The organism is Azospirillum sp. OGB3, assembly GCF_014192915.1.
Classification (GTDB): Bacteria; Pseudomonadota; Alphaproteobacteria; order Azospirillales; family Azospirillaceae; genus Azospirillum.
On record NZ_JACHYN010000005.1, the window covers coordinates 364234 to 385714 of the forward strand.

The 21481-nt window shown below is 68.2% G+C and carries 5 protein-coding genes; 2 read left to right on the top strand and 3 right to left on the bottom strand.

What is annotated here, in order from left to right; translation table 11 throughout:
* Window positions 1–111 precede the first annotated feature (111 nt).
* Both FHW79_RS13875 and FHW79_RS13880 read right to left on the bottom strand, forming a co-directional pair.
* Entirely contained in the window at window positions 112–876 is a 765-nt protein-coding gene (locus FHW79_RS13875) for an alpha/beta fold hydrolase (protein ID WP_183179464.1), read from the bottom strand.
* Window positions 877–918: 42 nt separating this feature from the next.
* A complete protein-coding gene (locus FHW79_RS13880; RefSeq protein WP_183179465.1) occupies window positions 919–1800 on the bottom strand; it encodes a fumarylacetoacetate hydrolase family protein in 882 nt (293 codons plus the stop codon).
* A 244-nt stretch (window positions 1801–2044) separates the two neighbouring features.
* Between FHW79_RS13880 and FHW79_RS13885 the strand changes: the two genes are divergently transcribed.
* On the top strand, window positions 2045–2752 hold the full coding sequence (locus FHW79_RS13885; protein WP_183179466.1) for an FCD domain-containing protein: 708 nt from the start codon (window positions 2045–2047) through the stop codon (window positions 2750–2752).
* Between the two features lie 145 nt (window positions 2753–2897).
* On the opposite strand, the gene FHW79_RS13890 is transcribed toward FHW79_RS13885, so the two are convergent.
* Window positions 2898–3224 (bottom strand): hypothetical protein, encoded by a 327-nt coding sequence (locus tag FHW79_RS13890; RefSeq protein ID WP_183179467.1) that lies wholly within the window; start codon window positions 3222–3224, stop codon window positions 2898–2900.
* Between the two features lie 334 nt (window positions 3225–3558).
* On the opposite strand from FHW79_RS13890, the gene FHW79_RS33255 reads away from it, so the two are divergent.
* Window positions 3559–21441 carry a calcium-binding protein gene (locus FHW79_RS33255; protein ID WP_183179468.1) on the top strand — a complete coding sequence of 5961 codons (17883 nt, stop codon included), beginning with the start codon at window positions 3559–3561 and terminating at the stop codon, window positions 21439–21441.
* Window positions 21442–21481 lie beyond the last annotated feature (40 nt).

Sequence of the window (21481 nt, forward strand, 5' to 3'; positions counted from 1 at the left end):
CTCGTTCGTGCCTCGGATGGGCGTTGCCGGGACCGTGGCTCCGCCCTCCGACCCACACCGCCGCTTCCGCAATGGGCACGCGTCACGGCGGTGCGCTTTTCCGCAAAGCGCTCAGGCGACGGAGAACAGGAAGTTGACCAGCGCTTCGTTGACCGCCGCCGGACGCTCGAACGTCGTCCAATGGCCGCAGCGATCGAGAATGCGCAGGTTCGATCCCGGGATCTTCGACGCCAGAGCCCGCACGGCCGGGGGTGGGGCCGTGCCGTCCTCGTCGCCCGTGATGAGCAGCGTCGGGCAGGTGATCCGCGCCACGTCGGCGGGCTGGGCGGCGGCCAAGGCCTCGCAGGTGCGGGCGTAGCCTTCCGGGTCCTGGCGCATCAGGATCTCGCGCACGAACGCCGCCACTTCCGGCCGGTTGGCCTTGGTGTCGGCCGAGGTGCCGCCCTGGACGACCGCATCGGCGATCCCGACCATGCCTTCGGCGCGCGCCTTGGCGGCACGGTCGCGGAGCGCCGGACGGGCGGCCTCGGGCGGTGCGTGAAGCGGCCCGATCAACGACAGGCTGCGTACCCGCTCCGGCTGGCGGACGGCGAGATGCTGGCACACGACGGTGCCGAGCGAATGGCCGACCACATGGGCGCGCTCGATGCCGCGGCTGTCGAGGACCGCCACGACCGCATCGACGAAGCCGGAAATCGACACGTCGTCGGTGATGGCGCTTCGCCCGGAACCGGGCAGGTCGAAGCGCACGCATTGGAAGAACCGCGACAACGCGCCGACCTGCGGGGTGAACACGTTGGAGGTGCCGCCCAGGCCATGGACCAGGATCACCGGGTCGCCGGCGCCGTGAACCTCGACAGCCAGATGCTGTGCCATAAGGTGTTTCCCTTGTTGCCGTTGCAGAATGGCCGCCCGTGCTCAGTCGAGCACGTTGCTGAGCCGGCCGAGTCCGTCGATCTCGATCGTCACACGGTCGCCCGGCTTCAGGAACTTCGGCGGGTTGAAGCCGATGCCGACCCCGGCCGGCGTGCCGGTGGCGATGATGTCGCCGGGGTAGAGCGTGATTCCGGCCGACAGGGTCTCGATCATGGTCGGAATGTCGAAGATCAGATCGCGCGTGTTGGCGTTCTGGCGCAGTTCATCGTTCACCCAGCAGCGTAGCGCCAGATTGGCCGCGTCGACCTCGTCGGCCGTCGCCAGCCATGGCCCCATCGGGCAGAAGGTGTCGAAGCTCTTGCCCAGGAACCACTGCTTATGGCGCGACTGCCAGTCACGCGCCGTCATGTCGTTGATGATGACGTAACCGAAGACATGGTCGTAGGCGTCGGCTTTGGTGATCCCGCGGCCGCCCTTGCCGATGACCACGCCCAGCTCGGCCTCATAGTCCAGACTGTCGCTGACCCCGTGCGGATAACGGATTGGATCACCATTGGCGATCACCGTCTCCGGCGGCTTCGTGAAGAAGATCGGCGCTTCCGGGATTGCGTCGGTCGCCACCTTCGACCCGGCATCGAAACCACTGCGGGTAAACTCGTGGGCGTGGTCGTGGTAGTTCTTGCCGACGCAGAAAATATTGCGGTCAGGGCGTGGAATCGGAGCATCGACACGGACGTCGGCCAGCGGAATCCCAACAGAGCCGAGCGTCATTTCGCCCTTGGCCGCGTCGTAACGGCGGATAAGGTCCAGCATGTCATGGACCGGCTCGCCGAGAACGGACTCGATCGACCAAACCCGCTGCGTGTCCGGTTCGACGACCCCGACCTTGCGGCGTCCATCATGTTGGAAGGTGACGAATTTCATGCGCTGCCTCCGCTGATCCAATTATGATCCATTATCGGGTCCAATGCGACGCTATCAGCGCCATCAGTGATCCAATATGACGATCACGGCTCATAATTGGTCAAGAAGAAAATGCGTCTGGTCCATTTTTTCTGTGCCGGTTGTCTGGATCCGTGTGTTGGCAACCCTGAAATTGAGATTGCACGGCGGCTAAGGACGCGCCATATTGGATGAAGAATGGAGCAAAAATGCCGGTGGAACGAGTATGGACGCGCTGAATCTCAGGGATCGGGCTGCTTCCGGAGCGAGCGCGGTTGTTGCGTTGATTGAACAAGGCATCGCCGACGGAACCTGGGGGCCGGGCACCAAGCTGCCGACCGAGCGTGAATTGGAGAAGCGCTTCAACGTTTCCCGCAACACGCTGCGCAAGAGCCTTCGCGTGCTTGAGGAGCAGGGCAAGATCGTCCGCCATGTGGGCCGCGGCTCGTTCGTCACGTCGGAAGCGACGGTGAAGGCCACGGCCGAGGACCAAAGCCTGACCAGCCGCATCATCGGCGCCAGCCCCGCGGAGATCATGGAACTTCGGCTGATGGTCGAGCCGCAGGCGGCGGAATTGGCTGCCGGTCGGGCCACCGCGGCGGATCTCCACCGGATGGAGGAGTGCCTGGCCCATGCCGAGCGCGCCCAGGACGTTCCGGAGTTCGAGCACTGGGACGGCATGCTGCACGTGGCGATCATTGGCGCCGCCAAGAACGGCTTGCTGTCAGACGTTTACGACGCGATCAACGCCATCCGGAACCAGCCGGAATGGGCGCGACTCAAGGTGCGCAGCCTCACGCCGGCGCGGCGCGCCGTTTATGAGGACCAGCACCGGCGCATCGTCAGCGCGCTCAAGGACCGTGACGGGGACCAGGCCCGTGCCGCCCTTCAGGAGCATCTGCTGCAGGTCCGCACCAACCTTCTGGGAAGCTGATACGGAACCGCAGCGGGTTTTTCGGAGGCGGCCGGGGCTGAAACCGAGCATGATGACGCTCTTCCCACCAGCCTCTGCTCCTTGGCCCGCTCCACCGGTTCCGTCAGCGTTCGCGGCAAGCTGCCGGTCGATGCGTCATTCGCTATCATAAGCTGTGTCGGGCAGCGGAGATCAGGTCCGGCAGCGCGGCGACACGCCGGGCGTGGATGGCCCGGCGATGCGCCGGCGAAACCTTCCGGGTGAGGGTGGCGGTCGGACGCAGGACGTTGCGAGCCTCATCGCAGGCCCGGCAGAAGCGATCGGCTGAACCGAACTCCTTGAAGCCGCGCATCGGTCGTCCGCGTCCTTTCACCCCGCGGCGATCCTGTTCCAGCCCCTTGTTTTCGCCTATTCGGCGGTCGACGCGGACTGACAATGCGGGCACGTCATAGGACGGGTTCTCCCGAAACAGGGTCGCGGCGGTCTCTTCCAAATTTCTCGTCACCGCCAGCCATGCGACACAATGGCTCACCGGAAAGATAATATATTCTCGTTTGACTAGAATTAAGTTAGCGTGAATTCTGTATTTTCTACATTATCGAGATAAATTGGGCAACAAAGATGCCTTATCAGTAGCATCTTCACGTTTTGGTGGGTGGCCGCTGAAGTGAGGCGCCCCCGTTGCCCATCCAGCCCGCTGGCATCTGCACGCTCATCGTCTGTCGTCGAACCCCGCTCGCGCCCACCGACGACGTCTTACCCCTCCGCCTGATCCCATTGCCAACCAACCGACCAAACCGGGCCGAACACCCGGAAAGGGGACGCTGATGACCGACACGACCACCTCAGCCACCAACGCAGTCATTTCCGGCGACTGGCGGACCGAAACCCTTTTGGGCGGGGCCGGCCACGACACCATAGCGAGTGGCGGCGGCGGCGGCGTTATTGACGGTGGGGCCGGGAACGACGTGCTGACCGGCAATTGGGGGGACGACAGCATCCTGGGCGGAACCGGGAACGACCGCATCGACGGCGGAGAGAACAACGACACCCTCGACGGGGGCAGCGGCGACGACACCATCTATGGCGGTGGCGGCATGGACCGCATCACCGCGGGCGAGGGCGACGACACGGTGTACGGTGACGGCGGCGCCGACCGGGTGGACGGAGGCGACGGCAACGACGTTCTGTACGGTGGCGACGGCGACGACACGGTGCTGGGCGGTGCCGGCAACGACCGGATGGGCGAGGGCGGCGGCTATTGGAACAACGATCTCTACGACGGCGGTGACGGCGACGACACGCTGGACGGCGGCTATGGCAGCGACACGCTGCTGGGCGGTGCCGGCAACGACAGCCTGACCGTCGGCAACGATTACAACGGCGACCGGCTCGACGGCGGCTCGGGCGACGACACGCTGACCGGTGGAATGGGGGCCGACACGCTGATCGGCGGCGACGGCGGCGATTTCGTCCAGGGCGGCGGGGGCGACGATCTGGCGGTCCAGAGCCTGTCCACCCAAACGCGCGCCGACACGCTGGACGGCGGCGCGGGGAGCGACCGGCTGCGGATCGAACTGACCTCGGCCCAGATCACCGGGGCGGTTGCGGGCGAACTCGTCCGCCTGCGCGATTTCATCCGGCAGCACGGCGACGACGGCCAGACCTTCACCAGCGACGCGCTCAAGCTCGCCGCCCGCAACTGGAACGCGCTGGAGGTGCTGGTGGACGGCGTGGCCGCCGACGTGGGCAGCCTCGCCAGCCGGGCCAACAGCGCCCCGGTGGTGAGCGACCAGACCCTGGCCGGCACGGAGGACACCGTCCTGACCGGCAGCGTCGGCGCGGTGGACGCCGACAACGACGCGCTGACCTACGCCCTCGCCGAGGGACCGGCCCACGGCACCCTCAGCCTGACCGCCGGGGGCCTCTTCACCTACACGCCCGGCGCCAATTACGCGGGCACCGACCGGTTCCGCGTCACCGTGTCGGACGGACGTGGCGGCGTGGCGACCCAGACCGTCACCGTCACCCTGGCCGAGGTCAACGATGCCCCTACGGGTGTGACGCTGGCCGGCGGGCGCGTGGACGAGGCCGCGCCGGCGGGCACGGTCGTCGGCTCCGTGCAGGCCGCCGATCCGGAGGGCGGGGCGCTCGCCTACAGCCTGACCGACGATGCCGGTGGCCGCTTCACCATCGATGCGGCCACGGGGTGGATCGCCGTGGCGGAGGGCGCCAGCCTCGATGCCGGCGCGGCCCCCGCCCACGCCGTCACGGTGCGGGTCACCGATGACGGCGGCCTCAGCACGGACACGGTGCTCTACATCGACGTGACGGACGGCCGGAACGACGGCGCGGCCGACGAGAACGGCCTCCCGGCCTCGGTGGAGCTGGCCGCGGAGGCGGGGGAGGCCCGGGATGGCAGCGCCGTCGCCATCGCCGGCAGCTGGCAGGCCGAGACCGTGTCCGGCGGCGGTGGGGACGACACCCTGTCCAGCGGCGGCGGGGGCGGCACCCTGCGTGGCGGCGCCGGCAACGATGTGGTGACCGGCGACTGGGGCGACGACAGCCTGGACGGCGGGTCCGGCAACGACACGCTGACCGGCGGCAGCCAGTCCGACGTGCTGTCCGGCGGGTCCGGAGACGATGTCCTGGACGGCGGCAGCGAGAACGACACGCTCTACGGCGGGTCCGGTAACGACACGCTGATCGGCGGCAGCAACGAAGACGTTCTGTATGGCGGGCTGGGCGACGACCTCCTGGACGGCGGCACCAACGCCAACACGCTCTACGGTGGGGCGGGCGACGACACGCTGCTGGGGGGCGGCAACGAGGATCTTCTGGACGGCGGCAGCGGCGATGACAGCATCATCGCGGGAACCGGCAACGACAGCATCCGCGGCGGCGCCGGGAACGACTGGATCGACGCCGGAGAGAACGACGACACCATCGACGCGGGCAGCGGAAACGACGTCGTCCTTGCGGGCGGCGGCGCGGACCGCATCACCGCGGGTGATGGCGACGACACCGTGTATGGCGACGGCGGCGCCGACCATGTGGACGGCGGCGACGGCAACGACGTTCTGTATGGCGGCGAGGGCGACGACACGCTGCTGGGCGGCGCCGGGAACGACCGGCTGGGCGAGGGCGGCTCCTACTGGAGCAACGACCTGTACGACGGTGGGGACGGCGACGACACGCTGGAGGGCGGCTTCGGCAGCGACACGCTGATCGGCGGGGCGGGCAACGACAGCCTCAGCGTCGGCGACGACTACAACGGCGACCTTCTGGACGGCGGTGACGGCGCAGACACGCTGGTCGGCGGAATGGGCGACGACACGCTGATCGGGGGCGACGGCGACGACGTGCTGTCCGGCGGTGGCGGGCACAACGTCCTGATCGGTGGCGACGGCATCGACACCGTCGATTTCGGGGCGGGCTCCGGCCCCATCGCCGTGGACCTCTCCAACGGGGGCGTGCAGCACGGCGGCTGGATGAGCGACAGCCTGTCCGGGATCGAGAATGTCCGGGGCGGGGCCGGCAACGACACCCTGATCGGCGACGCGGGCGACAACCAGTTCTCCGGCGGGGCCGGCGACGACAGCCTGGACGGAGCCGCCGGGAACGACAGCCTGGAGGGCGGTGCCGGGGCCGACACGCTGATCGGTGGCGAGGGCACCGACACCGTCGCCTACAGTGGATCGGCCGGCGGCGTCACGGTCGATCTGGCCGCGGGCACCGGGGCCGGCGGCGACGCCGAGGGCGACCGGATCAGCGGGGTCGAGGACATCATCGGCTCCAGCCACGACGACCGCCTGACGGGCGACGGCGGCGCCAACCGCATCGACGGCGCGGAGGGTGACGACACGCTGATCGGTGGGGCCGGGGCCGACACGCTGATCGGCGGCGAGGGCACCGACACCGCGGACTATTCGGCCTCTCCGGAGGCGGTGACCGTCGATCTCGACGCCGGAACGGGCCATGGCGGCGATGCGGAGGGGGATATCCTGACCGGCATCGAGAACGTCATCGGCTCCGCCTTCGGCGACCGTCTGATCGGCAACGGCGGCGGCAACCGGCTCGACGGCGGCGCCGGCGACGACACGCTGGCCGGTGGCGCCGGGGCGGATACGCTGGTCGGCGGCGAGGGCACCGACACCGTGGATTATTCGGCCTCGGCGGTGGCGGTCACCGTCAACCTGACGACCGGGGTCGGCAGCGGCGGCAACGCGCAGGGAGACCGGTTGAGCGGGATCGAAGACCTGCTCGGCTCGGACGGCAACGACCGGCTGACCGGCGACGCCGGAGGCAACCGGATCGACGGGCGGGCGGGCAACGACACCCTGGCCGGCCTGGGCGGGGCCGACACGCTGATCGGCGGGGCCGGAACCGACACCGCGGATTACTCGGCCTCGACCGCCGCGGTGACCATCGATCTCTCCACCGGGACCGGTCTGGGCGGCGACGCGGAGGGGGACGTGCTGGCCGGCATCGAGAACGTCACCGGCTCCAGCCGCAACGACCGCCTGGTCGGCGACGGCGGGGCCAACCGGCTCGACGGCGCTGCGGGCGACGACACGCTGATCGGCGGCGCCGGCGCTGACACCCTGGTCGGCGGGGCGGGCACCGACACGGCGGACTACACGGCGTCGGGCGCCGCCGTGACGGTCAGCCTGGCGAGCGGCACGGGAACCGGCGGCGATGCGCAGGGCGATCGGCTGTCGGGGATCGAGAATCTGCTCGGCTCCGGCGGCAATGACCGGCTGACCGGCGACGCCAACCGCAACCGGCTGGATGGGCAGGGCGGCAACGACACGCTGGCTGGGCTGGGCGGTGCGGATACGCTGATCGGCGGCGAGGGCACCGACACCGCGGAGTATCTGGCCTCGGCCAATGGAGTCACCGTCGATCTGTCGACCGGCCTGGGGGCCGGCGGCGACGCCGAAGGCGACCGTCTGACCGGCATCGAGAACCTGACCGGCTCCAACCACGCCGACCGCCTGACCGGCGATGCCGGGGCCAACCGTCTCGACGGCGCCGCGGGCGACGACACGCTGATCGGCGGCGAGGGTGCCGACACGCTGGTCGGCGGGGCGGGCATCGACGCCGCCGATTATTCCGCCTCCGCCGCCGCGGTGGTCGTGGACCTTGCGGCCGGCACCGGCAGCGGCGGCACCGCCGAGGGCGACCGATTGAGCGGGGTCGAGAACCTGATCGGCTCGGCGCTCGACGACCGGTTGACCGGCGACGGCCTGGACAACGTCCTGAAGGGCGGGGCGGGCGCCGACACGCTGGAGGGCGGCGGCGGGGCCGACACCGCCGACTATTCCGGATCGGATGCGGGAGTCACGGTCGATCTCACCACCGGGACCGGCCTGGGCGGCGATGCCGAAGGCGACCGCCTGACCGGCGTCGAGAACCTGTCGGGGTCCGACCACGCCGACCTTCTGATCGGCGACGGCGGGGCCAACCGGCTGGACGGTGCGGCGGGCGACGACACGCTGATCGGCGGCGAGGGCGCCGACACGCTGGTCGGCGGCACGGGCATCGACACCGCGGACTACTCCGCCTCCGCCGCCGGGGTGACGGTCGATCTCGCGGCGGGCACCGGCAGCGGCGGCGACGCGGAGGGGGATCGCCTGTCCGGGGTGGAAAGGGTGATCGCCACCGGGCAGGCCGACAGCCTGACCGGCGACGGCGCGGACAATTACCTCGACGGCCGGGGCGGGGCCGATGCGCTGGCGGGCGGGGCCGGCAACGACACGCTGCGGGTCCTGGACGAGGGCTTCGTCTCCGTCGATGGCGGTTCGGGCGACGACACGCTGCGGTTCGAGGGCAACCGGCTGATGCTGCTGGGCACCGCCGTGAACGTTCACGGGGTCGAGCGGTTCGACCTGACCGCCGAGGGCCACCAGACGCTGATCTTCAACGAGCAGGGTGTGCGGGCCAACGCGGGGGGCGCGCCGCTCTATGTGACCGGCGACCGGGACGACTTCGTGACCTTCAAGGAGTCGGGCTGGCGGCGGGTCGGCACGCTGACCGAGGAGGGCGTCCTCTACAACAGCTACCGCCGCGGCGACAGCGTGGTGAACGTCCAGGACGGCGTCCGCATGTTCGGCGACCTCGTGCTGACCGGCACGCCGGGCGACGACGTGATCACCGCGCCATCCGGCGCCGGCCATGTCGTTGTCTTCGGCGAGGGCGGGAACGACATTGTCCGGCTGGGGGCGGGCTTCCGGCATGAGATCGCGCATCTGGTGCGCATCGACGACGACCTGCACATCCTGTTCGACGCGGGCGGCGGCCCGGCGGGCGAGGACGGCTACGCCCGCGACCGCGTCACCATCATGGAGCATTTCGCCGCCAACGGCGCGGCGGGGGCGGGCATCGGCGGCATCCGGGAGTTCGTGTTCGCGGACGGCGTGGTCTGGCCGGTGTGGGGCGACATCCTGCTGATGGGCGGCACGGGCGACGACACCATCGCCATCGAGCCGGGCTTCACCAGCCGCACGGTCCACGCCGACGACGGGACGAACCTTATCCGCTTCGGCGACGACGTGAGCGCCGCCGACCTGCGCCTGTCGCGCCGCGGCGACGATCTGGAAATCCGCATCGCCGGGACCGACCGCTCGGTGATCGCCTTCAACCACTTCTCCGCCGACGTTCTGGCCGGAGCCGGCAATGGCGGCATTCAGGCCATCGAACTGGCCGACGGCACCGTTTGGCGGGTGAGCGGCGCCGACATTGTCATCAGCACCACCGGCAACGACACCACCGTGTTCGGCCTCGGCGGCGGGGAGGTGACGCTCTACGGCAGCGAGGGCGCCGACACCATCAGTTTCGCGCTGACCATCGACCCCGACCGGATGCGGCTGACCCGCGAGGGCGACGACCTGCGCATCGCCTACACCGGAAGCTCCGACTCCTGGATCGTCAAGAACCACTTCGACGGCAACCCGGACGGCGTCTCGACCATCCGTTTCGGCGACGGCACGGCCTGGGCCGTCGACAACACCCGCCTGATCGTCGGCACCGGCACCGACGAGGTCTTCACCATCACGGCGGGCCTGGGCGGGCGGGTGCTGGCCGGCGGCGGCGGCACGGACGGGCTGGTGCTCGGCGCCGGAATCCGCCCCGCCGACGTGGCGCTGGGCCGCGACGGCAACGCCCTGGTCATCGGCATCGCCGGGACCAGCGACCGCGTCACCGTGCTGAACCATTTCGACGGACTGGCCGCCGGCAACAGCGGGCTGCGCACCATCACCTTCGCCGACGGCACGGTGTGGAGCATCGGCGCCGCGGAGGGCTTCCGCATCGGCGGCGACACCGCAGACCTCTTTACGGTGAAGCCCGGCGACGGCGCGGTGACCATGTTCGCCGGCAAGGGCTTCGACACGCTGACCTTCGGCACCGGCATCCCCACCGACAAGCTGAGCTTCGTGCGGGAGGGCGAGAACCTCGTCATCGCCGTGCAGGGCAGCGCCGAGCGGATCACGGTGCTGAACCACTTCGCAGCCGGATGGGGCGCGTCGGTGCTGGAGAATGTGGTCGTCGGCGGGCGGACATGGCGGCTGACCGATCCCAGCGTGCTGGTCGGCAGCGCCGGGGACGACAGCTTCACGCTGGCGCCCGGCACCGGCTCGCGGATCGTGCTGCCGGGCATCGGCATGGACCAGATCACCATCGGCCAGGGCATCGACCCGGCCAACGTCCGGCTCCAGCGCGTCGGGGATGATCTGGTGGTGACCGTCTACGGCCTCGGCGACTCGCTGACCGTGCTCAACCACTTCGCGGGCGGGGCCAGCGGCGGCGTCCATTCCATCCGGTTCGTGGACGGCAACATCTGGAACATCTGGGGCCACCAGATCCAGCTCGGCGGCAGCAGCACCGAAACCTTCGAGGCCAAGCCGGGTGTCGGCCACGTCTCGATCTATCCCGGCGGCGGGACCGACGTCCTGCGCTTCGATCCGCGCATCGACAGCCTCGGCACCGTGCTGCGCCGCTCCGGCGGCGACCTCGAGATCGTCATGGGCGACGGCAGCGATGTCGTCACCATCCTGAATCATTTCCTCGGCAACGCGCTCCGCAGTGTCGCCTTCGGGGAGGGCAAGGTCTGGACGGTCGGCGGCAACGGCGTCCAGGTCGGCACCGACGGCGACGACGTGTTCACGCTGACGCCCGGCATGGGCAACGTCATCGTGTATGGCGGCGGCAAGGCCAACGGCGACCGGATCGTCGCGGCCCCCGGCGTCGATCCGAAGGACCTGCGGCTGACCCGCGTCGGCGACGACCTGCGCGTCATGCTCGGCGCCGACAGCATGACCATCGTCAACCAGTTCGCGTCGGGCGGCGTGGTGATGATCCCGGAGATCATCTTCCTCAACGGCGTGGTCTGGCCGATCGCCGGATCCACCGTCCACATCAGCGGAGGCGGCCGGGAAACCCTGCCGATCGCCCCGATCATCTATCCCGGCGGTCCCGGCCAGCATCTGAGCATCGACGCCGATCCGGGCAAGACGCGGGTGGTGCGCGTCGGCGCGGATCTGCACATCACCATCGAGGGACGGCAGGACGAGATCATCGTCATCAACCATTTCGCGATGGACGGCGTCGGCGACCTCGTCTTCGACAACGGCACCACCTGGAACATTCAGGGCGGCAAAGTGCTGATCGGCGGTTCCGGGCATGACGAGTTCGTCATCCAGGCCGGCATGGGCGACGTCATCCTCTACCCCGACACGTCCGGAGACGACCGGGTGCGCATCGTGGACAGCGTCGACGGGTCGAAGATCCGGGTGACCCGCTTCGGCGACGATCTGCGCGTGACGGTGGACGGCACGAAGGACTCCCTGACCATCGTCAACCACTTCGCGGGGGCGCCGCTGGAGGCGATCCAGCGCCCGGACGGCAGCGTGATGCCGCTGACCGGCGACAAGGTGGTGTTCGGCGGAAAGGGGCCGACCCAGTTCCTGGTCGGGCGGGACACCGGTTCGCGGACGATCTACGCCGAAGGCGGCGATTCGCTGGTGTTCGGCGACATCGACAGCACCGAGGTCGTGATGTTCCGCACCGGCTCGGACCTCGAAATCCACATCGACCGCACGAACCAAGTCATCACCGTCCTGAACTACTACGGCGCCATCAAGGACCTGACGTTCCCCGACGGGCGGAGCTTCGACCTCTCTTCCCGTGACACGCTGATCGGCGGAGGCCGGGGCGACGTCTTCCAGATCGGCAAGACCGGCCCGGCCCAGCAGATCATCCATTCCGGCGGCGGCGGCACCATCAACTTCGGCCCCGACGTCGGTCCGGGCGACGTGACGCTCGCCCGCGATGGCAATGATCTCCTGGTGGTCTTCATCGGAAACGGGCGGACGGTGCGCGTCGTCAACCAGTTCGCTCCGCCGACCGAGGGCATGTCGCGCGGCCTGGAGGCCGTGACCTTCTCCGGCGGCAAGGTCGTGAATGTGTGGGGCGACAATGTCGTGTTCGGCGACGCCGGCACCGACGACTTCACGATCCTGCCCGGCCAGGGGCGGCTCTACGTCTTCCCCGGCGGCGGCACCGACCGCCTCACCCTCGGGCCGGGCATCGCGCCGGCGGACGTCCGCATGGAGCGGGACGGCGTCGACCTGCACATCTTCACCGACGACGGGCGCATCGACCTGATCGCCGTCAACCATTTCGGGCCGAACGGGGTCGCGGGGTCCGGTTCGGGCCTGGGCACGCTGGCCTATGGGAATGGCGAGAGGTGGACGGTCGGCGGCAACGGCATCCTGATCGGCAGCCTGGGCAACAACACCTTCAACGTCGGCGCCAACAGCGGACCGACCACGATCCATCCGGGCGGCGATCTCAACCGGCTCAGCTTCACCGCCGGGGTGCCGCCGGCCAACCTGCGGCTGGTGCGCATCCACGACGACCTGCGCATCGTCTCGGCGGACGGCACGGTCAACATCCTGGTGGTCAACCATTTCGAAAACCGTCTCGACGAGGTGACCTTCCCCGGCGGGCCGTCGTGGAATCTCGGTGTCGAGCATGTGTGGATCGGCGGTGACGGACCCTCGGTCTTCCAACTCGACGATCTGGGGTCGGACCAGACGGTCTTCCCCGGCAGCGGCGACACGGTCGGCCTGCCGCCCGGGCTGGACTGGAAGGATGTGGTGCTGTCCCGTTCGGGCAGCGACCTTGTCGTCGTGATCCGCGAGACGGGCCGCCAGATCCGCATCGTCAACCACTTCTCGTACAGCGACGGCACCACCGGGCTGGCCGGGCTCCAGTTCGCCGACGGCACCACCCTGCCGCTGGGCGAGCTGGCGATGCTGGGCGGCACGACGGGCGACCTGCTGACCGGCACGGCGACCGATGACGTGCTGCTGGGCCAGGATGGTGACGACCGGCTGAGCGGCAGCGGCGGCAACGACACGCTGGTCGGCGGGATCGGCAACGACACGCTGGACGGCGGTGCGGGCAACGACACCTATGTCTACCGGCCCGGCGACGGGCGCGACACGCTGCTCGACACCAGCGGGTTCGACACCATCGAGATGGGGCCGGGGATCACCCGCGGCGGGATCTACTTCGCGCGCTTCGGCAACGACCTGCACATCCGCTTCCGCGGCCGGCCGGCCGACGAGATCATCGTGACCGGGCGGTTCAATCTGGCCGGCGACGGCGCGTCCTACGTGGAGCGGATCGACTTCGCCGACGGCACCCGCTTCGACCTGACGCGGACCGACATCGCGCTGGAGACGGTTGCGACCGCCGCCAACGAGCAGCTCTTCGGCTACAACGTCGGCGACCGGATCGAGGGCGGGGCAGGCAACGACTCCATCCTCGGCTACGCCGGTGACGACACGCTGGTCGGTGGGAGGGGATCGGATTCCCTTGACGGCGGAGCCGGCAACGACCTGCTGGACAGCCGCGACGATCCGGGCACCGACGGCGCCCGCGACGTGGCCTATGGCCGCGACGGCGACGACACCATCCTGGGCGGCGGCGGCGGCGATGTGCTGTACGGCGGCACCGGGAACGACAGCATCGACGGCGGGGAGGGCAACAACTCCATCGACGGGGAGGACGGCGACGACCTCCTGATCGCCGGGAGCGGCCACGACACCGTCTATGGCCGGGCCGGCAACGACACGCTGGCCGCCGGGGCCGGCAACGACACCCTTTACACCGGCGCCGGGGACGACCTGATCCGCTATGGCGGCGGCAGCGACACCATCACCAACGAAGGCGGCAACGACGTTCTGGAGATGGGACCCGGCATCGCGCCGGAGGATGTGTATTTCGCGCGTTTCGGGAAGGATCTTTACGTCCGCTTCCGCAATTCGGGCGAGCAGATCGTTCTGACCGGGCGTTTCAACGGGGCGGGCGACGGGACCAGCTTTGTGCAGACCCTGCGCTTCGCCGACGGGTCAACCTTCGACGTGACCCGCAAGGACATCGCGCTGGAGACGGTGGCGAACCCCACCAGCGAGGCGTTGGAAGGCTACAACGTCGGCGACGTCATCCGCGGCATGGCCGGCAACGACACCATTTACGGCTACGCTGACAACGACACCCTCGACGGTGGGGCCGGCAGCGATTCCATCCTCGGCGGCACCGGCAACGACAGCCTCGATGGCGGCGACGGCGGCGACACCCTCGACGGCGAGACCGGCGAAGACACGCTGTCCGGTGGTCTCGGCAACGATTTCCTCTATGGAGGGGCGGGCCGCGACACGCTGTCCGGCGGCGACGGGGCCGATTACCTGTATGGCGGCGCCGATGACGACATTCTGAACGGCGATGCCGGAAACGACACGCTGGAAGGCGGCGACGGCAACGACACGCTGATCGGCGGGGAGGGCACCGACACGCTGTTCACCGGTCTCGGCGACGACCTCGTCCGCTACGACGGCGGACGCGAGACCATCAACAACAGCGGGGGGCAGGACATTCTGGAGATCGGTGGCGGCCTGTCGGCGTCGGATCTCTATTTCGCGCGCTTCGCCGACAACCTCCATCTGCGCTTCCGCGGCCGGTCGGACGAGGTGATCCTCGCCAACCGCTTCAGCGGGGCGGGGGACGGCGCGTCCTACCTCCAGACGCTGCGCTTCGCCGACGGCACGCTGGTGGACATCACCAACCCGATGCTGGTGCTCGACACGGTGGCGACGGACGCGGATGAGAAGCTGGAGGGCTACAACGCCAACGACACCATCCAGGGCCTGGGCGGGGTCGATTCCATCTATGGCTATGCCGGCGACGACCTGTTGGACGGCGGCGCCGGGAACGACCTGCTTTATGGCGGCGCCGGCAACGACCGGTTGCTGGGCAACATTGGCGACGATCGGCTGGAGGGCGGGGACGGCAACGACACGCTGGAAGGGGGGGACGGCAACGACCTGCACTACGGCCAAGCCGGCGACGACGTCATCATCGCAGGCAACGGAACCGATAACGTCGAGGGTGGCGCCGGGGATGACACGGTCAGCGGCGGCGCGGGCGATGATACGGTGTTCGGTGGCGCCGGCAACGACAGTCTGAGCGGCGACGACGGCAACGACAGGCTGTACGGCGAAGCCGGCGACGACACGCTGGAGGGTGGCGCCGGCACGAACACGATCTCGACCGGCCTCGGCGACGATCTGATCCGCCACAGTGGCGGGCAGGACACCATCACCAACGAGGGTGGCCGGGACGTCCTGGAAATCCGTGCCGGTCTGTCCAAGGCGGACCTCTACTACGCGCGCTTCGGCAACGACCTCTATCTGCGTTTCCGCAACGCGGCGGACGAGATCGTGCTGAAGAACCGCTTCAACGGTGCGGCGGACGGAGCGAGTTATGTCCAGACGCTGCGCTTCGCCGACGGCGCGCTGGCGGACATCACCGACCCGGCGCTGGTGCTGGAGACGGTAGCGACCGACGCGACGGAAAGGCTGGAGGGTTACAACGTCAACGACACCATCCGGGGATTGGGCGGTCACGACACCATTTCCGGCTATGCCGGCGACGATGTTCTGGATGGTGGGACCGGCAACGACCTGCTCTATGGCGGAGCCGGTGACGACACGCTGACCGGAGGCACTGGGACCGACCAGTTGTACGGCGATGCCGGCCGCGACTTGTTGCAGGGTGGGGACGGCAATGACAGCCTGAACGGCGGTGACGGCGACGACACGCTGATCGGCGGACTCGGTGCCGATCAGTATTACGGCGGCGCCGGAAACGACTGGATCGACAACAGCGACGACGTCGGAGCCGGGGCCTCGGGCAATGTGGCCTATGGCGAGGCGGGCAACGACACCATCATCGGCGGCGACGGGGGCGAGACCTTCGGCGGCGGCGACGGCGACGACAGCCTGCTGGGCAACGCCGGGAACGATTGGCTGGAGGGCAACGCCGGCGACGACTGGATCGAGGGCGCGACCGGCAACGATACGCTCAAGGGCGGTGACGGCAACGACACGCTGCTGGGCGGCAGCGGAACCAACACGATTTCGACCGGCCTCGGCGACGACCTGATCCGCCACAGCGGCGGGCGGGACACCGTCACCAACGAGGGCGGCCGGGACATTCTGGAAATCCGTGCCGGCCTGTCCAAGGCGGACCTCTACTACGCGCGCTTCGGCAACGACCTTTATCTGCGATTCCGCAACGCGGCGGACGAGATCGTGCTGACGAGCCGCTTCAGCGGCGCGGCGGACGGGGCGAGCTACGTCCAGACGCTGCGCTTCGCCGACGGCACGCTGGCGGACATCACCGATCCGGCGCTGGTGCTGGAGACGGTGGCGACCGACTCGGCTGAGAAGCTGGAGGGTTACAACGTCAACGACACGATCCGGGGGCTGGGCGGAAACGACACCATCCATGGCTATGCCGGCGACGACCTGCTGGATGGCGGACTCGGAGCCGATACGCTTTACGGCGGGGCGGGTGACGACAGCCTGATCGGTGGGGATGGCAGCGACAGCCTGGATGGCGGCGACGGCATCGACACGCTCGAAGGAGGGAACGGCGACGACACGTTGCTGGGTGGAGCCGGCGATGACACGCTGATCGGCGGGGCCGGCAACGATGTGATCCACAGCGGTGCCGGCAACGACCTCATCCGGTTCGACAGTGGCCAGGACACGCTCTACAACACCGGTGGCGACGATGTGGTCGAACTCGGTGCGGGCTTTGCGTCAGGCAGTCACTATTTCGTCCGATACGGCACCGATCTCTATGTGCGGTTCCAGGGAAGGAGTGACCAGCTCATCATTGCGGGCCGCTTCAACGGGGGCGGTGACGGGGAAAGCTATGTCCAGACGTTGCGCTTTGCGGACGGGACACTGGTGGACCTGACCCGGCAGGATCTGGTGATGACGACCGTCGATACCAGCGCCGGCCAGAAGATCGAAGGCTACAAGGTCGGGGACGTCATCGACGGCCAGGGTGGCAATGACACCATCCTCGGTTATGCCGGCGACGACACGCTGACCGGTGGGGCGGGCTACAACACCATCTACGGTGGCGACGGCGACGACTTGATCGATGGCAGGTCCGGCCAGGGCGAGAATCTGTACGGGGATGCCGGCAACGATACCGTCTATGGCGGCGCCAATGCGGACTGGCTGCGGGGTGGCGCCGGCAACGACGTTCTGGATGCCGGAACCGGCAGCGATATGGCCTTCGGCGACGGCGGTGATGACACCGTCAACGGCGGCGTTGGCGATGATCGCCTCTGGGGGGATGTGATCTCGAACACCGGCAACGAAGTCGTCATCGTGCGGATCAGGCTTGGCGGCTATTACTACAAGTGGTGGCCCTGGGTGCAGCTGACGATTGACGGCACTTTGCTTCTGAATGAAGTCGTGTCAGTCCCTTATTCGCATTGGGAATATCCGTACTACATAGTTGACGGAAGCACGACGGATTATGAATTTGTCCGCGTCGGGGTGGCGGACGCCAATTATTTGTCCCTCCACGTCGTGGATCAGAGATGGCCTGGCTTCAGCGGCTGGGGTGGCGTCGAAGCCCTTGGCTTGGAGGTCAACGGCGTTCCCCTCGGAGCCCCTGGGTTCGTGGAGGAAGGCAAAAGCTACACCTGGAACCTCGAACCTGCGCTGCCGAACCCTCCTCCGGACGAGCCGTCTGGAAACGACGTCATCAGGGGAAATGATGGCAACGATGCGCTTGGTGGTGGGCTTGGCGACGACTTTCTCGATGGCGGAAGCGGCCATGACACGCTTCTTGGCGGGGCGGGCAACGATACCCTCATTGGTGGCATCGGTTCCGACCAGATGTACGGGGGCGCCGGTGACGATCTGATCGACAACCGCGACGATCCCAATGCGGGCGGCATCAATGATCGGTCCTATGGCGGCACCGGAGCGGACACCATCTATGGCGGCGGCGGTGTTGATCTGGCCTATGGCGGCGCCGGCAACGACCTGCTTGTTGGCGGTGGCGGGAACGACAAGCTCTATGGCGAAGATGGTAACGACACTTTGGACGGCGGTGCCGGGGACGATGTTCTTGATGGTGGCGCCGGGGACGATCTGTTCCGTCATGCCGGTCCTGGGCAGGGGCAGGACTCGGTTCGGGGTGGCGGCGGCAACGACGTGCTGGAACTCGGTGCCGGGCTGACGGCGGATCAGCTTTATTACGCGCGCTTTGGTGACGATCTGTACCTCGCCTTCCGTGACACGGGCGACCGCATCGCCGTGATCGGCCGCTTCAACGGCGAAGGGGACGGGGTCAACTACGTCCAGACCCTGCGCTTCGCCGATGGAACGGTGGTCGACCTCACCGCGCCGGGCATCGCGCTGGAAACCTATGGGCTCGCCGCGGCGGAAACGCTGTACGGCTACCGGAACGGCGACCAAATCGAGGGCAATGGGGGCAACGACTCGATCCTCGGTTATGGCGGTGACGACACGCTGAAGGGCGGCGACGGTGCCGACGCGCTGTATGGCGGCCTGGGCAACGACGCGCTCGACGGCGGGGCCGGCGCCGATTACTTGGAGGGCGGCGAGGGCAACGACAGCCTGTCCGGCGGCACGGAGAACGACACACTGTTCGGCGGTGCCGGAAACGACACGTTGAACGGCGGGACGGGCGCCAACGGCATCGACGGCGGGGCCGGCGACGACCTCGTGGTTTATGGCGGCGGAACCGACACCATCGTCGGAGGCGGCGGCAACGACGTGCTGGTCTTTGGGGAAGGCTATGGCGCCGATGGCATGCGTCTGGAGCGTTACGGCAAGGATCTCCATCTCGTGTTCGCTGCCACGGCGCGACGGATCGTCATCGCCAACCGCTTCACCGGCACAGGCGCCGGCGATGGCGTCAACTATCTGCAGACCCTGCGCTTCGCCGACGGCACAGAGATCGACCTGTCCCGTCCGGACATCGTCATCACGACGAACGACGACAACGCTGGCCACATTCTGGACGGCTACAACGCCGGTGACGTGATCCGGGGCAACGGCGGCACGGACTCGATTTACGGGTATGGGGGCGGTGACACGCTGTATGGCGGGGCCGGGGTCGACAGGCTGTACGGTGGCGACGGCGACGACCTGATCGACGGCCGTGACGACACCGCCGGCGACGCCGCCTACGGTGACGGCGGCAACGACACGTTGCTCGGCGGGACGGGCGGCGATGCTCTCTATGGCGGCGATGGCGACGATTGGATCGACGGCGGCGCCGGCGATGATTCCATGGAAGGCGGGGCCGGTGACGACCGTATGGACGGCGGTTCCGGCATCGACACCATCAAGGGCGGTTCGGGCAACGACATCGTCAACGGCGGGTCAGGCAATGACATTTTGTATGGCGATGCCGGTCAGGACACGCTGTCGGGCGATGCGGGCAACGACACTCTCTACGGCGGTGCCGGAAACGACGTGATCGAAGGCGGCGACGATGCCGACACCCTCTACGGCGAGGATGGGGACGACACGCTGGCCGGCGGGCTGGGCAACAACTGGATCGTTACCGGAGCCGGCGACGATCTGGTCCTGTACCAGGGCGGACGAGACACCATCACCGGGGGCGGCGGGAACGACGCCCTGGCCTTCGGAGAAGGGTTTGATGCCGCCAGCCTGCGTTTCGAGCGGTTCGGAGTCGACCTGCACATTCTGTTCAACGGGCTGCCGGACCGCATCGTGGTGGCGAACCGCTTCAACGGGGCCGGCGACGGGGTGAACTATCTCAAGACCATGCGCTTCGCCGATGGCTCGACCTATGACCTGAGCCGTCAGGACTTGGTCATCGACACGCGGGACGACAACGTCCGCCATACCTTGGAAGGCTACAAGTCTGCGGACGTGATCCGGGGCAACGGCGGCGACGACGCGATCTACGGCTATGGCGGCGACGACAGCCTCTATGGCGGGGCGGGCGCCGACCTGGTTCGCGGCGGCGACGGCGACGACCTCATCGACAGCAGCGACGACGGTGCGAGCTTCGACACGCTCTACGGCGATGCCGGGCAGGACACCATCATTGGCGGTGGCGGCAACGACACGCTGTATGGCGGCGACGGCGACGACAGCATCGATGGCGGCGGCGGGAACGATTCCCTGGACGGTGGAGCGGGAACCGACACGCTGTCCGGCGGAAGCGGCAGCGACCTGCTTTTCGGAGGCAGCGGAAACGATGTCCTCGAAGGCGGCGCCGGCAACGACGCCCTGTTCGGCGAGGCCGGCGACGACACGCTGTCGGGCGGTGCCGGCGACGACAGCATCGACGGCGGTCTGGGTGACGATCTGATCCTGTATGAGGGCGGGCGGGACACGATCCTGGGCGGCGGCGGCAACGACGTGCTGTTGATGGGTGAAGGCTTCTCGGCGGGCCAGCTCCATTTCGCGCGGTTCGGAACCTTCCTCGTGCTGCGCTTCCATGACCGGGATGAGCAGATCGTGATCGCCAACCGATTCAACGGCACCGGCGACGGAGTGAATTATCTTCAGACCGTCCGCTTCGCCGATGGCACCGAGATCGACCTGTCGGCCCAGGACCTGCCGCTGCTGACGGTCGGCAGCGAGTCGACGGAGACGCTGTGGGGCTATGCCGGTGACGATTGGATCGATGGCCGCGGGGGGAACGACACGCTGTTCGGTGAGGGTGGAAACGACACGCTGATCGGTGGTTCCGGTTGGGACGAACTGCACGGCGGCGCCGGCAACGATCTGCTGGACTGCCGTGGCGATTCGGGTTCCTCCGACGTTGCGTACGGCGAGGCCGGCGACGACACGCTGATCGGCGGCGGTGGAAACGATCAGCTTTCGGGTGGCGACGGCAACGACGACCTCTACGGCGGGGCCGGCAACGACACGCTGGCTGGTGGGCCGGGCAACGACATCTATCGGTTCGCGCCCGGCGGTGGCAGCGACCGCATCGTGGAAAACGACGCGGACACCGGCACCGACCGCCTCTTGTTCGACAGCGCCGTCGATCCGCACCAGCTGTGGTTCCGCAAAGTCGGGACCGACCTGGAGTTGCAGCTTGTGGGAACCTCCGACAAGATGACGGTCGCCGGGTGGTATTCCGGCACCACTCATCGCTTGGACAGCATTGAGATCGTTGGCGGCCCGGTGTTGCAGGCGTCGTCGGTGGACCAGATGGTTCAGGCCATGGCCGGTGTTGCCCCGCCGGCATCCGGCACGACGAGCATTTCCTCCGGGGCCTATCCGCAGATCGACGCCGTCATCACCGCCTTGTGGCGGTGATGACGGCTGCGGCTGGGAACCAGGTGTAGCGAGGCGAGTC